The following is a 16844-nucleotide window of genomic DNA, read 5'->3' as shown; positions in this document are numbered from 1 at the left end:
CTCTTAAAGACCAGTGTGACCAAATCCTCCGTCACTTCTTTTGGTGTTATTTATTTTTTCAACTTCTTGTATTTCTGGGATTTCTATTTTCATAAATACGAGTTGCGCAATTCTTTCCCCATCTTTTATTACAACAGTTTCTTTACTCATATTTATTAAAATTATTTTTAATTCTCCTCTGTAATCTGAGTCAATAGTACCAATTCCATTTGGAAGACCCAGACCTTTTTTTAATGCGAGCCCAGATCTAGCTCTTACTTGTGCTTCATATCCCTTTTCAAATTCAAGAAATAATCCAGTTGGAACTAATACCCTATCAAAAGGTTCTATAATTAATTCGTCATCTAAATTAGCTCTCAAATCCATGCCAGATGATCCAGAGGTTTCATATTCTGGTAAAGGATGCTTACTTTTATTTATAATTTTTAATTTCATAAAATCTCCTTTAAAAAATCGCATTAAAATATATATTAATGCGACTGAATTTTTATACTATTTATCTTGTTCTTCTTTACTATCTTCTCTTTTTAGAATAGCTTTCCTTGAAAGTGAAATTTTTCCAGTTTCATCAGAAATATCTATTACTTTAACATCAACAGTATCTCCAACTTTTAAAACATCTTCTACATTTTTTATTCTTTCATGGGCAATTTCTGATATATGCAAAAGTCCTTCCGTTCCTTTTTTAATTTCAACAAAAGCACCAAATTTCACAATTTTTTTAACTTTTCCAGTGTAAACTTCTCCAACTTCTATATCCTTAACAATATCTTCTATAATTGATATCGCTTCTTTTGCCTTATCATCATCATCGGAAAGTATGGAAATTCTTCCATCATCATCAATATCGATTTTAACACCAGTTTGTTCGATGATTTTATTTATAATTTTTCCACCAACACCTATAACTTCTCCAATTCTTTCAGGATCAATTGAAATCATATGAATTATTGGTGCATATTTAGAAAGTTCTTCTCTTGGTTTTTCTATTGTAGTTGCGATGTGATCAAGAATTTCAAATCTTGCAACCTTAGCTCTTTCAAGAGCAACTTCTAATATTTCTTTTTTTATTCCTTCAACTTTAATATCCATTTGAATAGCTGTTATACCTTTTCTAGTTCCAGCTACTTTAAAGTCCATATCTCCGAAGTGATCTTCAAGTCCTTGTATATCTGTTAAAATTTTTATTATTCCATTTTCTTCTATTAATCCCATGGCAATACCTGCAACTGGTGCTTTTATAGGAACTCCTGCATCCATAAGTGCAAGTGTAGAACCACATATAGAGGCTTGTGAAGATGATCCATTAGAAGATAATACTTCAGATACAACCCTAATAGTATATGGAAAAGTTTCACTGTCAGGAATTACTGGAATCAAAGCTCTTTCAGCAAGAGCACCATGTCCTATCTCACGCCTTCCAGGAGATCTTGATGGTTTAGTATCTCCTACGCAAAACCCAGGGAAATTGTAATGATGTATATATCTTTTAGGTTTATCATCGCCAAGTCCATCTATAACCTGTTCTTCAGATATTGCCCCTAAAGTTGCAATTGAAAGTACTTGAGTTTGTCCCCTAGTGAATAGTCCAGAACCATGAGTTCTTGGTAAAATTCCGACTTCTGATGAAAGTGGTCTTATTTCAGTTAACTTTCTATCATCAGGTCTTCTTTCATCTTCTAAAATGCCGCGTCTTACTTCAGTAACTTCAATTTCTTCTAAGGCCGCTTCAATGTCATTTGCATTCTCTTCCATTAAATCCTTAAAATGTTCACGAATATTTTCTTTTGCGGCATTAGTTTTTTCAACTCTTACAACTTTATCTTTTTGCCTGATTGCGTCTATAAGAAGTTCTTGTCCATATTCCTTTACCTTAGAAACAATTTCTTCATCAGCTTTAAAGACTTCATAATCTGATTTTTCTTTTCCAATATCATTTGTGATTTCTTTAATGAAAGAGCAGATTTCTTTTATGACTTCATGTCCTTCTAAAATTGCTTCTAACATTTCAGATTCACTTACTTCTTGTGCTCCAGCTTCAACCATCATAATTGCAGATTCTGTTCCAGAAAGAGAAAGGTTAATTAATGATTTATTCCTTTCCTCTTCACTTGGATTTATAACATATTTCCCATCAATAAACCCAACTTCAACAGATCCAGTAGGCCCGTCAAAAGGAATATCTGAGATGCAAAGTGCAATGGATGATCCTATCATTGAAGCTATCTCTGGAGAATGATCTTGATCAACACTTAGGACAGTTGCAACAATATGAACATCATTTCTATATCCTTCAGGGAAAAGAGGTCTAAGAGGTCTGTCAATTAATCTTGCAGAAAGTGTAGCCTTTTCACTTGGTCTTCCCTCTCTTTTTATAAATCCACCAGGAATCTTACCAACGGCATACATTTTTTCTTCATAATCAACACTTAGAGGAAAAAAATCGATTCCCTCTCTCGGCTTTGAAGAAGAAGTGGCTGTAACAAGTACAACAGTTTCTCCATATTGAACTAAACAAGCGCCATTTGCTTGTTCAGCAACTTTTCCAATTGTTACCTTTAGTTGGGAACCAGCAAGATCCATTGTATAAACTTTTTCCATTATTTCCTCCTTTTAATAAGAAAGAGCGGAATTACCGCTCCTATTATCCCCTTATTTGTAATTTTTTAATAAGTGTACGATATCTTTCTATATCCTTATTTTTTAAATATCTCAATAAATTTCTTCTTTTACCAACCATTTTTAGAAGCCCTCTTCTTGAATGATGGTCTTTTTTGTGAGTTCTTAAATGTTCATTTAAATCGTTAATTCTTCTAGTAAGAATTGCAATTTGAACTTCTGGTGATCCAGTATCACCTTCATGAGTCTTGAATTCATCAATAATAATTTGTTTCATTTCTTTTTCTAACATATTTTTCCTCCTAAATTTTAATAAAGCTAATCAAAGTACACGTCGAGGAGCGTCGAACTGTGAATAGCTATTTAACCTTATATATCTTACCATGAATTTATATTAATGTAAAGTTATCTGTTTTTTGTAATTAAAACATCCTTTGCAATTTGTTCAAACAATTCCTCTACATTATTAAATTTTAGCTCAGGTCTTACAAAATTTAAAATTTCAAGTTCAACAAGTTTTCCATATATATCACGATTAAAGTTCAAAATATGTGATTCGATTTTTACTCCATTATTTTCAACTGTTGGATTGGTTCCAATATTTGTAGAAGCCTTGTATTTTTTTCCGTCAATTAAGATATTTGTATCATAAACTCCATGTTTTGGTATTACAAAATTATCTATTAGTTCTAGATTTGCAGTTGGAAAACCCATTTTTTTCCCAAGACCTTTAGCATGAATAATTTTTCCAATTAATTTATAAGGTCTTGTAAGCAATAAATTTGCTTCTCCTATTCTTCCTTTTTCAATTAATTCTCTTATATGAGATGATGAGATTTTCTCGCCATTGAATTTTATTTGGTCAACAATATAAACAGAGTCAAATAGATACTTATTTTTTATTAAAAAATCAATATTTCCTGATTTTTTATAACCATAAGTATAGTCATACCCTACTACAACTCCTTTAATTTTTAGATTTTTAGATAAAAAATCTTTTAAAAAATTAATAGGACTATAAGTCATAAATTCTTTTGTAAAATCTATTAAATAAACTATGTCTACTCCAAGACTTTCAAGTATTTCAAACTTCGTCTTATTTGTAGTTAGTATATCTTTTTTACCAACTTTTATAACATTATCAGTGTGCTCTTTAAAAAGTAAGAGGCTTGACTTAATATTTAATTTTTGTGCATCTTTAATCGCTTTATTTATAAGTTCTATATGCCCTTTGTGAAGTCCATCAAAATTTCCAAGGGCAATTACTGATTCTTCACTTGCAACATAATTTAAATCAATTTCAATTATTCTCATAAATCACCTATTAATTTTTTCTTCATTTTAAGAAAAAAACTACCATTTTCTATTCGAATTTCACCAATTCCTAAAAACAAGTCTTCACAATAAACTCTGTAATTTTCAATTTCACACTTATCTTGTAGCTTGTAAAATTGTCCATTTAGAAAGTTTTGTTTAAAGCTTTTTGGTATTTCGATTCTTTTTAAATTTTCTAAAGCTAATTCCATGGGAATCAAATTTGATTTTAATTCGTCTAAGCTCATATTTTCAAAATCAGAGATTTTTATGGAATTTTCTATATCAAAATTCCCACTCTTTATTCTTCTTAGTTCAGTTATAGTACCATAAGTCCCTACTGCTTTTCCAATATCATAAGCAACTGATCTTATATAGGTACCTTTAGAAACTTCAATTTCAATAGAAAACTCGTCTTTTCCATTAAAATCAATTAGTTTATTTTCAAAAATTTCAATATTTCTATTTTTAATTTTAACTTCTTTACCTTCTCTAGCATATTCATAAAGCTTTTTTCCATTAACTTTTAATGCGGAATAAATTGGAGGAGTTTGGCTCATCTTACCTGTAAATCTTTTCAAAACTTCTTCTATATCTTTTTTTAATACAGATACATTTTCTTTCTCTAAAATATTTCCTGTTATATCAAAAGTATCTGTTAAGATTCCAAGTTTTATCTTTGCAATATATTTTTTGTCTTTTAAAAGTAAATACTCGTTCACTTTTGTAGCTTTGCCAATTGCTATAATGAGTACACCAGTTGCCATGGGATCAAGAGTACCTGCATGACCAACTTTTTTTATCCCTGTCTTTTTTCTAACTTTGTAGACTAAATCATGAGAAGTAATTCCCTTTTCTTTATCAAAAATTATTAAGCCATTCATAATAATTGTTTTTTTGCCACTTCTATTACATCATTTTTAGCTTTTTCTAAGTTTAAATGATTAATAGTTCCTCCAGATGCTCTAACATGACCTCCACCATTAAATTGAGAAGCAATTTTAGTACAATCAATTTTTGATTTAGACCTTAGAGAAAGCCTAATACAATCATCTTTTTCCTTTAATAAAACTGCAAGCTCAACGGTATCAATATCTCTAACAAATTCGACAATTCCATCTGCATCAGATTTTTCTGCATTTGTTTTTGTCATATCATCTTTTGTGACATAAACAACAGCTATTTTATTATCACAAAAATATTCAATAGAATTCATTGATTTAATTAACAAATCTGTTTTAGATTTAGTTCTACTTTGATAGATGTTTACAGTTATTTCATTTATATTGATGTCATATTTAAAAAGTTCCGATGCTATTATAAATGTATTAGAATTTATAGAATCGTATTTAAAAGAACCAGTATCAGTAGAAATTCCTGTAAATAAAGATGTTGCAATATTTTTATTAAGCTCAAAATCCAGTGACTCAAAAATTCTTGCAAGAAGTTCGCATGTTGCTGGAGATTTATCGTCAACAATATTCAAGCTTGCAAAATTATCATTGCTAAAATGATGATCTATATTTATAGTTTTTTTTGAATTTTTAAATATTCTTGAAACATTAGGACCCATTCTATTTAAATCAGAGGAATCGAGCGCTATAAATAAGTCAAAATCTTCTCTTAAATCCCTGGGATTTTTAGCAGAACCTAGATTTGGAAGAAACTTGAAAGAGTTTGGTATAATGTCATCTAGAACAAAAATAGCCTCTTTCCCTAATTTTTTTAACATTCCGACCATTGCTGTGACTGAGCCTAAATTATCCCCATCTGGATTTAAATGAGATGCAACTGCGATTTTTTCGCTTCTATCAATTAATTCTTTAAATTCACAAGAAAAAGAATCTAATTTATTCATCTCCATGATTTACCTCATCAATTAGCTTATCAAGTTCTAAGGATTTTTCTATTGAATCATCTTTTATAAAAATAAGTTCAGGCATAGCTCTTAATTTTATTTTCTTAGATAATTCCTTTTTTATAAATCCTTTGGCAGAATTAAGCCCTTCTATTGCTTCATCTCTGTCAAAATCATTTCCAAGAACAGATACATATACCTTAGCATAGGAAAGATCGTTTGTAACTTCTACATGAGAAATGCTTGTTATAGATGGAATCCTTGGATCTTTTAATTCGTTTTGTACTATATCTGAAATTGTTCTTTTTACTTCTTCAGAAATTCTATTAATCCTTTTGCTATTCATTATGATCTCTCTACTTCCTTTAATATATATGCTTCTAAAAGATCATTTTCTTTTATATCATTAAATCCATCAATTACAAGACCACCTTCATAGCCTTGGGCAAGCTCTTTAACGTCATCTTTAAATCTTTTAAGCGATGAAATATCACCTTCATGAATTACTACATCATCTCTTAATACTTTTACTTTAGCATTTCTCAAAATCTTTCCATTTAGAACATAAACCCCTGCAACCATTTGATTATTTGGAAGTTTGAATGTTTGTCTTACTTCACATCTACCTAAAATTTCTTCAACAATATCTGGATCGAGCATACCTTTTGCTGCTTGTTCAATGTCATTTATTATTTCATAAATAACTCTGTAAGTTCTTATTTCCACTTCTTCTTCTTTTGCAAGTTCTATTGCATTCATATTCGGTCTTACGTTAAAACCTATTACAATTGCATTTGATGCAGAAGCAAGAGTAACATCAGATTCATTGATTCCTCCTACGCCGGAGTGAATAATAGAAATTTTAACTTCTTCAGTAGACAGTTTAAGAAGAGATTGATTTAATGCTTCAACAGAACCCTTTACATCAGCTTTTACAACAATATTTAGTTCCTTAACGTCTTCTTCACTAATTTTTTCGAATAAATTGTCTAAACTTATCTTAGTTGTTTGACTAAGCCTTTTTTCTCTTGATATTTCTGCATTTTTATCAGCAATGGCTTTTGCTGTTTTATCATCTTTTACAGCATAAATAGTATCTCCTGCATTAGGGACATCATTAAGACCTAGGACGACAACTGGCATAGAAGGACCAGCTTTTTTTACTTTCTTGCCTTTGTCATCTTCCATTGCTCTAATTCTTCCGGAACAAATGCCTGATACAATAGAATCTCCAAACCTCAATGTTCCATTTTTAATTAAAATTGTCGCCATAGGTCCCTTTGATTTGTCAAGATTCGCTTCAATTATAGTTCCAATAGCTCGTCTATTAGGATTAGCTTTTAATTCCTTCATTTCAGCAACTAAAAGAATCATTTCCAAAAGTTCATCTATTCCCTCTCCAGTCTTAGAGGAAACACCGACAACAATTGTATCTCCGCCCCATTCCTCTGCAACGAGGTTTTCGTTCATAAGGTCTTGCTTTACTTTTTCTGGATTTGCTTCAGGTTTGTCTATTTTAGTTATGGCAACAATTATTGGAACGTCAGCTGATCTTGCATGAGAAATAGCTTCAACAGTTTGAGGCATAACTCCATCGTCAGCTGCAACAACAAGAACAGCTATATCAGTAGTTTGAGCTCCCCTAAGTCGCATAGAAGTAAATGCTTCATGTCCAGGAGTATCTAAGAAAGTTATTTTCTTTCCAGATAAATTAACAGTATAAGCTCCTATGTGTTGTGTTATCCCTCCTGCTTCAGACTGAGTAACATGAGTGGATTTTATAGAATCAAGTAGAGAAGTCTTACCATGGTCAACGTGTCCCATTACTGTTACAACAGGTGGTCTGAGTTTTAAATCTCTTTCTTTATCTTTTTTTAGAAGTCCATATTCTTCTTCAACCGATTCATCAAGATTTGGTTCTTCCATATCAATCTCAATTCCCAACTCGTCTGCTAGAAGTATGCAAGTATCTTCATCGATACTTTGATTTTGGTTTGCCATTATTCCAAGGCCTATAAGCTTAGTAATAACTGTGGAAATAGATACTCCAAGTTGGTCTGAAAAGTCCTTAACTGTTATTGGTGCAATTACTTTTATAGGATCATCTCCTTCACTTTTTTCTTCCGATTTATGCTTTGATTTAACTTTTTTCTTTGGTTTTTTCTTAGTTAAATCTCTATTGTAGGAGTTTTTGTTTTTAAAGTTATTGTTAGACTTTCTATTATTTGATTTGTTGTGTTTTTCATCTTCATATTCAGAAATATTTTCATCTTTTACTTTGCTGTTTTTGGACTTTTGTTTTTTTAAAGAATTTCTTTCTTCTTTCTTTTCTTTGTTCTTTGAGTTTTTTTTGCCTTGATTTCTAATATTTATATTTTCATCTCTATTTTTAGAATTATTATTCTTTACAGGAGATTTTTTATCAAAAGAATTTTTTGTGTATAAATTTCTTATTTTTTCTTCATCTGCACTTGATAAAGTTGACATATGATTTTTTATTGGTATCTCTAGTTCATGTAATTTTAAAATCAATTCTTTACTGCTGATACCAATTTCCTTTGCCAATGCGTGAACTCTAATTTTTGACAAATTGAACACCTCCTCAAAAGAAGCCCTATTCTACAGAATTAATTAGATTTTCATAAACTTCCTCACTAATTTCTGTTGTAAATGCTCTGTTTAATGCTTTTGATTTTATTGCTTTTTCTAAACAGTTTTTATCATTACATAAATAAGCTCCTCTTCCATTTGCCTTTCCTGTTTTATCTATAAAAATTTTATTTTCTTTATCTTTTACTACTCTGATTAAATCTTTTTTTGGTTTTTGCTCTCTACAACCTATGCAAGTTCGCATAGGAACTTTCCTAATTTTTGACATTTTTTACCTCATTAAATTAAGAATTTTACATTTCATCTATTTCTTTATCTTCATCTTCAACAGAAGATAGATTAGAATCTTTTTCTATATCAGATTCTTTGTCTGAAATTTCAAACATATCATCTTCTAGCAATTCAGAATCCCCATTATCAGATGCTGTATTATCTCTTTCATTACTATTAACTTTTGAATTTTCGAATTCCTCTCGTAATTCTTCTTCAGTAATATCTCTTTTTTCCAGGTATTCTTCGAATTGTTTTTGTGATTTAATATCAATTTTCCAACCAGTTAATTTAGCTGCAAGTCTAACATTTTGCCCTTCTTTTCCTATTGCAAGAGAAAGCTGATAGTCAGGAACAATTGCAAGGGCAGACTTTTCATCCTCATTTATAAATACTTTTTCTACCTTTGACGGGCTTAAAGAATTTGCAATAAATTTGGCAGTATCTTTCTCATAAATTACTATGTCTATCTTTTCATTTTGAATTTCATCTACAATAGCATTTACTCTTTGACCTTTATAACCAACGCAAGCTCCAAGTGGATCAACCTCTGGATCTCTTGAAAAAACAGAAATTTTAGTTCTTGAACCTGCCTCTCTAGAAATAGAATAAATTTCAACAATTCCTTCACTAACTTCAGGTACCTCTAATTCGAAAAGTCTTTTTATTAAATCAGGATGAGATCTTGACAAAATAATTTGAGGACCCTTAGTTGATTTTTCTACTGAAAGGATTAACATTTTATATCTATCGCCATGTTCGTATTTCTCATTATTTATTTGTTCACTATAAGGAAGTACTCCCTCAGTAGTTCCAAGGTCAACATATACATTATTATAAGATTTTCTCTGAACGAGTCCAGTTATTATTTCTTTTTCTCTTTCGATATATTCATCAAAGACTATATCTCTTTCTGCATCCTTGATTCTTTGAATTACAACTTGTTTAGCTGTTTGTGCAGCAATTCTTCCAAAATTTTTAGGATGAATTTCTAAATTATATACATCACCAACTTCATAGCTTGAGTCAATTTTTTTAGCTTCATCTATTGACATCTCAAGTTGTGGGTCTTCTACTTCTTCGACAATATCTTTAGACGCATATAACTTTATTTCTCCAGTATCTCTATTCATATTTACTATTACATTTTGTGAAGTTCCATAATTTTTTCGATAGCTTGAAACTAAAGCAGATTCTAAAGCTTCAAAAACTATTTCTTTTGAAATCCCCTTTTCTTTCTCGATTTCATTCAAAGCTTCTATAAACTCTTGGTTCATACATTCCTCCGTTAAAATTTTATAGTTTGTTTCATTGATGAAATTGATTTTATTGGTATTGCAACTCCTTTGCCTTTACTCTCAAAATATACATTTTCATCATCATACTTATCTAATACAAAACTAAATTCTTTTTTTCCATGAATCGGAGCATAAAGTTTAACTTCAACTTCATTCCCAATATTTCTCCTGTAATCATCTTTATTTTTTAAAGGTCTATCAAGTCCCGGGGAAGAAATTTCTAAATAATATGGATCTTTTAAAAATTCTAAATCGTCTAATTTTTTTTCTAAATTTCTACTCATTTCAGTACAATCATCAAGGTCAATACCTTCTTTTTTATAAATAAAAATTGACAACAGATCGTGCTTTGAACCATTTTGAAACTCTATGTCTACAATTTCATATCCAAGTTCTCTTGCAACATCTTCAGCTAGTGGGTAAATCTTTTCTTTTAACTCTTTTTTATTCACTTAACACCTCACTACTAAAAAACAAAGAGTGGGACTCCCCACTCTTTACTAAAAATATCTTTCTTATTAAATTATAACACAAATTAGTAGAATTACAAGTTTTCAAAAATTAAATAAAGAAATTTGATTAGTTTCATCTAGATCTACTAACATCCCATTTTTTTGTAGAATAGAAATTACAGAATTTCCCGCTTTTGTTCTTTTTGAAAAATCCTCAATTGATAAAAATTTAGATTTTTGTGCTTCTTCTTCAATATTATTTGCACAATTTTCTCCAATGCCTGGTATTGCTCTCAAAGGCATTCTGATTTTTTCATTTTCTATTGTAAATTTTGAAGATTTTGATTTATATAAATCTGCTGGTGAAAATTCAAATCCTCTTGCATACATTTCAAGTGCAACTTCAGAAACTCTTATTTCTCCTTTATCTTTTGCAGTAGGTTTTTCAATTTCTCTTAATGTCTTTATTCGATTTTTTAAAAAATTGGGACCTTCAATAATATTTTCTCCGTTGAAATCATTTAATTTAATTGTAAAATAAGTTGCGTAAAAAGCAAGAGGATAATTTAACTTATAATAAGCAATTCTGAAAGAAAGCATCACATAAGCAACTGCATGTGCCTTGGGAAACATATACTTAATTTTTTTACAAGAATCAATATACCATTCAGGCAAATCTAAATTATTCATTATTTTTTCTTGTTCTTCAGTTAGACCTTTTCCTTTTCTAACTTTTTCCATAGTATCAAAGGCCATTTTATTTTCGGCTCCTGCATTTATTAAATAAACCATAATATCTTCTCTTGTTGCAATTACATCTTTAAGCTCGGCACGTCCAGAATCTACTAATTCTTGAGCATTTGAAACCCAAACATCTGTACCATGAGAAAGTCCAGAAATTCTAACAAGATCTGCAAAATTCTTAGGTTTAGTTTCTATTAGCATTGAAATTACAAAAGATGTTCCAAATTCTGGTATCCCAAGAGTTCCAGTTTTACAAGTGAAAATATCTTCATCCATATTAAAAATATCTGCACTATTAAAAATAGAAAGAGTTTTTTCATCGTCAAGTCTAATTTTACTTGAATCTAAACCTGTAAAATCCTCTAACATTTTTATTATTGTTGGACCATCATGACCAAGTATATCTAATTTTAAAATTTTACCATGAATAAAGTTATAGTCAAAGTGTGTAGTTACTACTCCAGACGTTGAATCATCTGCTGGATATTGAATTGGAGTAAAATCAAAAATACTGTTGCTCTTTGGCACAATCATTACACCACCAGGATGTTGTCCACTTGTCCTCTTGCCATCTGTTATAGCTTTAGACAGTCTATCTATTTCTATGGGTGAAATATTTTTATTTTCAAAATATTTTTTTACATATCCATAGGCAGTTTTTTCTGCAATTTTTCCAATAGTTCCTGCTCTAAATACATATCCTTCGCCAAAAAGTTCTTCGGTATATTTATGAGCTCTCGGTTGATATTCTCCTGCAAAATTTAAATCTATATCAGGCTCTTTATCTCCATAAAACCCTAAAAAAACTTCAAAGGGAATATTATGTCCATCTTTTTTTAATGGAGTGTGACACTTAGGACAAATTTTATCTGGCATATCTACACCAGAACCATAAGTTAAATCTTCAGAAAATTCAGAATATTTACAATTTGGACATATATAATGTGGAGGAAGAGGATTTACTTCTGTTATTCCAGACATAGTTGCTACAAATGAAGAACCAACAGAACCTCTTGACCCAACTAAAAAACCATCGTCATTTGATTTTTTTACTAATTTTTGAGCAATTATATATAATACTGAATAACCATTAGATATAATAGATTCAAGTTCTTTTTCTAGTCTGTCTTCTACAATTTGAGGAAGATTATCTCCATAAATCTCATGAGCTTTCTTATAAGTCATATTTCTAAGATCTTCATCTGAGCCTTCAATTACTGGAGGGTATTTACCATCTGGAATTGGCTTTATATTTTTAATTTCATTAGCTAATTTGTTTGTGTTTTCTATTACGACTTCATATGATTTTTTTTCTCCCAAGTAAGAAAATTCTTCAAGCATCTCTTCTGTAGTTTTAAAATAAAATTTTTGCTCTCTACTTGCTCTAACATCAGGCCTTCCAGGCTTTCCATTTAAAACAATTCTTCTTAGTAAATCTTCTTCTTTTTCAATATAATATGTTTCAGAATCTGCAATTACAGGAATATTGAGTTTATCCCCTAGCCAAACAATTTTTTCATTTATCTCTTTTATATCTTTTATAGTAAATTTACCATCTTCAATTGCCATAATATTGTCACTACAAGGTTGAATCTCCAGAAAGTCATAATATTTTGCAATTTCAAGTAATTCTTCATCTGGACACATTCTATAAACAGCATCAAAAAGTTCTGAATTTGCATTTCCAGAACCAACTAGAATTCCTTCTCTATATTTATCTAATAAAGTTCTAGGAACTTTTGCAGAAAAATTATAAAATTTCATGTGAGAATCTGAAATTAATTTATATAAATTTTTCAATCCAATTTCATCTTTTACTATTATAAGAAGAGAATTTTCGAATAAACGTTTAGAATCTATGTTTTGAACTATTTTATTCAATTCATCAAAGTTAAATTTATTTTCTTTTTTAAATCTGCCTATAAGTTTTATAAACATTGCCGCAGTAGCTTCGGCATCATTTACAGCCCTGTGAGCCCCAACAAGGGATATTCCAAGGTTTTTACAGAGTGTTCCTAAATTAAATCTTTTCATATTTGTCATTGTAGCTCTGGCAAGTACCAAAGTATCTAAAATTGGATGATTAAATTTTAAATTATTATTTTTGTACTCTTTTCTAATGAAAGAAATATCAAATTTTGCATTGTGAGCTACTAAAACAGAGTCTTTAGCAAATTCATAAAACTTTGGGATTACTTCTTCAATTGTAGGTTCATTTTCTACTTTTGCATTGCTAATTCCAGTAAGATCAACAACAACTTGTGGTATTTCTTTCTCGGGATTGATGAGTTGTGAAAATCTATCCACAATTATTCCATCTACAATCTTAACTGCACCAATTTCTGTTATTTTATCATTTCTAGATGAAAGCCCTGTTGTTTCAATATCAAAAACAACGTAGGAATTATAATTTTTATTAGAATCAAAATTTGTCACAATTTTCTCTTTATCATCTACAAAATTTACATCTGTCCCATATAAAATTTTAAGCCCTACTTTTTCACCAGACTCCATAGCCTCAGGAAATCCTTGAACATCACCATTATCTGCAATTGCAATTGCTTTATGCCCCCAAGTTTTTGCCCTTTGTGCAAAATCTGTGAAAGAAGTCACCCCCGACATTTGCGACATTTTTGAGTGAATTCTAAATTCAACTCTTTTTTCATTGGAATAATCCATTCGAATAATCTTGTCTTTCTTTTCTATATAATTTAACATAATTGTTTCGCATCTAGAAAAATTGTCATAATTAACTTTTCCTGTTATAAGGACATGGTCTTTTTCTCTAAAATTCTCTAAGAATTCTTCAGCTTTCTCTGGTTTTAAAAATATTTTGGCAAGAGTTGAAGATGTATAATCAGTTATAGAAAGAGAAATCAAAAAATTCCCATTTTTTAGCTCTCTAGATTCTATTTTAAAAATATCAACTTCAACAGTTACTTTCTGTGAATTTAAGTTTACATCTATAAGTTTTGATATATTTTCTAAATCTTTTTTCCCATAGCTTGAAATCTTTTTTATTTTTCTTTCTTTTTCTTTGTTGTCTATATTTGTTTTTATTTCTAATTCATGCTTTGCAGAAATAGAATCTTCAGCTTCATTTATTTTAGATATAAAAGATTCAATATGAGATTCTTCTATAATCTTTTTCTTACAATTAAAATCCACTTTATATTTACCAAAATCTAAAAGTTTCTTTTCCAAAAAATTTCCAAAGCCATTTTTAGTTAAATTATAGTAAGCTTCTTCTGTTGGTAATTTTATTTCAATTTTACTTAATTTTTCATCTTTTATAATCTCAATATTTTCAATCCAAATTTTAGAAGAAGGATTATACTTTAGAATTTCTCCATAAATTAAATCATCTTCACTTTCATAAAGAGAAGATGATTTAAAATCAATATATACTTTATAATCTTTTAGATTTTTTTTGAAAAGTTTTTTTATATCATCTTTATCATCTAATTCTAATTTTTCTTTCGAAATAATTGTAAAAAAAACTTCCCCACTGTTCTTATTTCTTTTTATAGAATTGATAAAAATATCATCAGAAAGACTCAAAGATGAATCATCCATTTTTTTTAAGATTTCTTTTAATAAAATCAAATTATCACCCTAACTTTTCTATTTCAGATAAAAGTTCTTCTAATAAATTTTCTTCTGGAACTTTTTTTATTATTTCTCCCTTTCTAAAAATAATTCCTTCTCCATTTCCTCCAGCAATACCAATATCAGCTTCTTTGGCTTCACCAGGTCCATTGACAGGGCATCCCATTATAGCAACTTTTAAATTTTTATCCATAGAGTAAAGTCTATTCTCAGCAGCATTTACTATACTAATCAAATCTAACTTAGTTCTTGCGCAAGTAGGACATGAAATCAAATCGACGCCATCCTCTTTAAGATCAAGTGCCTTTAAAATATCTTTACCTGTTTTAACTTCTTCTACTGGATCAGATGTAAGAGAAACTCTTATAGTATCTCCTATACCTTCTGATAGAAGTGTTCCAATGCCAATAGATGATTTAATTATTCCATTTTTGGGCGTCCCTGCTTCTGTAACTCCTAGATGTAGTGGGTAATTGGACATATCCGCAAATTTTCTATAACTTTCTATTGTTAGATTTACATTTGATGCTTTTAAAGATACAGCTATATCGTAAAAATTATTTTTTTCAAGTAATTCGATTTCTTCCATAGCACTTAAACAAATAGATAATGCATTAACACCATTAAATTTGTGTAAAAATTCTTTTTTTATAGACCCTGAATTAACTCCAACTCTTATAGGGATTCCATAAAATTTGCACACGTTAGTTACTTCTTTTATTTTCCAAGAATCTCCAATATTCCCTGGATTTAATCTTATTGCATCACTTTGATTTTCGGCAGCTTTTATTGCTAGTTTATAATCAAATTGAATGTCTGAAATTATAGGAATTTTTATTGATTTTTTTATTTCTTTAAGTGCCAATGCGTCTTCAAAATCATTAACTGCTATTCTTATTATGTCGCATCCAGCATCTTCTAATTTTTTTATTTGTAAAACAGTTGAATCTATGTCTTTAGTATCTGTATTTGTCATTGACTGAATAGTTATGGGAGAATTTCCTCCAATTGGTACATCTCCAACATAAATTTTCTTAGTTTTTCTTCTCTCTATCATTTGTTAAACAACCTTCCAATATCATTAAAAATCGTCACATAAATCATTAAACTAAATAAAATACTGATTCCAATTAGAGATAACCTCTGTTCTATTTTTTCATCAATTGGTTTACCTCTTACAGCTTCAATAATTAAAAATAGAAACTTTCCCCCATCAAGTGCAGGAATAGGAAGTAAATTAAACACACCTAAATTAATTGAAATTAAAGCTAAAATTTGTAAAAAATATAAAAAACCCTTTGAGGATTCTGATCCAATCATTTGGACTACACCCACAGGACCAGACAAGTATTCCACCTTAAAAGAACCATCAAATATCATCTTTAGACTTTTTAAAATTATTCCTGCTACTTCAAAAGTCCTTTTAGCGCCAAGTTCAATTGACTTAAAAAAGGAATGCTCAAGTTTCGCAGTTATTCCTATAATATATCTCTTACTTTCATTTGAATATTTAGGTTTTAATAAAATTTCTTTTTCTTCTCCATTTCTTAAAATTTTAAAATTTAATTCTTTTCCATCACTAGCTGAAACTATAGAATTTATATCATATATATCATCCACTTTAAGACTATTTACACTTAATATTTTATCTTTATTTTCTAAACCTGCAATCATAGCTGGAGAATTATCTATTACATTATCGATCTCATTCGATCCATATCCAACGATGAAAAAAATTATTGTAAAAGCTAAAAATCCCAAAACAAAATTCATAAAAGCTCCCGCCAAAACAACTGCTATACGTTTTGAAATAGTTGCATTGTCAAAAGATCTAGGATCATCAGAATTTTCTTCTTCTCCTTCCATTGCAACATATCCTCCAACTGGAAGAGCTCTTAAACTATAAGTGGTTTCCTTTTTTTCTTTTTGAAAAACTTTGGGACCCATGCCAATTGAAAATTCGTTTACTTTTATTCCAGATAATTTCGCAACTGTAAAATGTCCAAATTCATGAAGCATTACTACTAGAAGAAAAACTATAACTGAACTTATTAAAGTAACCATTATTCC

The 16844-nt window shown here is 29.6% G+C and carries 14 protein-coding genes; all 14 read right to left on the bottom strand.

Features of this window, described 5'->3' with window-relative positions; all coding sequences use genetic code 11:
* Positions 1-3: 3 nt before the first annotated feature.
* On the bottom strand, positions 4-435 hold the full coding sequence (gene dut / locus BQ5450_RS00430; RefSeq protein ID WP_071125613.1) for a dUTP diphosphatase: 432 nt from the start codon (positions 433-435) through the stop codon (positions 4-6).
* Between the two features lie 57 nt (positions 436-492).
* A complete protein-coding gene (locus BQ5450_RS00425) occupies positions 493-2601 on the bottom strand; it encodes a polyribonucleotide nucleotidyltransferase (protein WP_071125612.1) in 2109 nt (702 codons plus the stop codon).
* A 43-nt stretch (positions 2602-2644) separates the two neighbouring features.
* Complete coding sequence (gene rpsO / locus BQ5450_RS00420) at positions 2645-2911, bottom strand: 30S ribosomal protein S15 (RefSeq protein WP_010242395.1); 267 nt, start codon at positions 2909-2911, stop codon at positions 2645-2647.
* A 113-nt stretch (positions 2912-3024) separates the two neighbouring features.
* Positions 3025-3933 (bottom strand): bifunctional riboflavin kinase/FAD synthetase, encoded by a 909-nt coding sequence (locus BQ5450_RS00415; protein WP_071125611.1) that lies wholly within the window; start codon positions 3931-3933, stop codon positions 3025-3027.
* Positions 3930-4817 (bottom strand): tRNA pseudouridine(55) synthase TruB, encoded by an 888-nt coding sequence (truB, locus tag BQ5450_RS00410; protein ID WP_010242397.1) that lies wholly within the window; start codon positions 4815-4817, stop codon positions 3930-3932. The genes BQ5450_RS00415 and truB overlap by 4 nt, the downstream gene beginning before the upstream one ends.
* Positions 4814-5791 carry a DHH family phosphoesterase gene (locus BQ5450_RS00405; protein WP_071125759.1) on the bottom strand — a complete coding sequence of 326 codons (978 nt, stop codon included), beginning with the start codon at positions 5789-5791 and terminating at the stop codon, positions 4814-4816. The genes truB and BQ5450_RS00405 overlap by 4 nt, the downstream gene beginning before the upstream one ends.
* Positions 5784-6137, bottom strand: coding sequence for a 30S ribosome-binding factor RbfA (gene rbfA / locus BQ5450_RS00400; RefSeq protein WP_071125610.1), 354 nt, complete (start codon positions 6135-6137; stop codon positions 5784-5786). Before rbfA ends, BQ5450_RS00405 begins: the two co-directional genes overlap by 8 nt.
* Positions 6137-8380: a translation initiation factor IF-2 gene (gene infB, locus BQ5450_RS00395; protein WP_071125609.1), complete on the bottom strand. Its 2244-nt coding sequence runs from the start codon at positions 8378-8380 to the stop codon at positions 6137-6139. Before infB ends, rbfA begins: the two co-directional genes overlap by 1 nt.
* 25 nt (positions 8381-8405) lie before the next feature.
* A complete protein-coding gene (gene rnpM / locus BQ5450_RS00390) occupies positions 8406-8669 on the bottom strand; it encodes an RNase P modulator RnpM (protein WP_010242401.1) in 264 nt (87 codons plus the stop codon).
* Positions 8670-8694: 25 nt separating this feature from the next.
* Positions 8695-9948: a transcription termination factor NusA gene (nusA, locus tag BQ5450_RS00385; protein WP_010242402.1), complete on the bottom strand. Its 1254-nt coding sequence runs from the start codon at positions 9946-9948 to the stop codon at positions 8695-8697.
* An 11-nt stretch (positions 9949-9959) separates the two neighbouring features.
* Positions 9960-10421, bottom strand: coding sequence for a ribosome maturation factor RimP (locus tag BQ5450_RS00380; RefSeq protein ID WP_010242403.1), 462 nt, complete (start codon positions 10419-10421; stop codon positions 9960-9962).
* A gap of 102 nt (positions 10422-10523) precedes the next feature.
* Positions 10524-14771 carry a PolC-type DNA polymerase III gene (locus tag BQ5450_RS00375; protein WP_199820633.1) on the bottom strand — a complete coding sequence of 1416 codons (4248 nt, stop codon included), beginning with the start codon at positions 14769-14771 and terminating at the stop codon, positions 10524-10526.
* 4 nt (positions 14772-14775) lie between these two features.
* Positions 14776-15831 carry a flavodoxin-dependent (E)-4-hydroxy-3-methylbut-2-enyl-diphosphate synthase gene (gene ispG, locus BQ5450_RS00370; RefSeq protein WP_083379657.1) on the bottom strand — a complete coding sequence of 352 codons (1056 nt, stop codon included), beginning with the start codon at positions 15829-15831 and terminating at the stop codon, positions 14776-14778.
* Complete coding sequence (gene rseP, locus BQ5450_RS00365; protein WP_071125608.1) at positions 15828-16838, bottom strand: RIP metalloprotease RseP; 1011 nt, start codon at positions 16836-16838, stop codon at positions 15828-15830. The genes ispG and rseP overlap by 4 nt, the downstream gene beginning before the upstream one ends.
* Positions 16839-16844 lie beyond the last annotated feature (6 nt).

Origin of the sequence: Peptoniphilus lacydonensis (assembly GCF_900106515.1) — a bacterium.
Taxonomy (GTDB): Bacteria; Bacillota; Clostridia; order Tissierellales; family Peptoniphilaceae; genus Peptoniphilus_A; species Peptoniphilus_A lacydonensis.
Note: the sequence above shows the minus strand (reverse complement) of the source record. Positions and strands in the feature narration are given on the sequence as shown.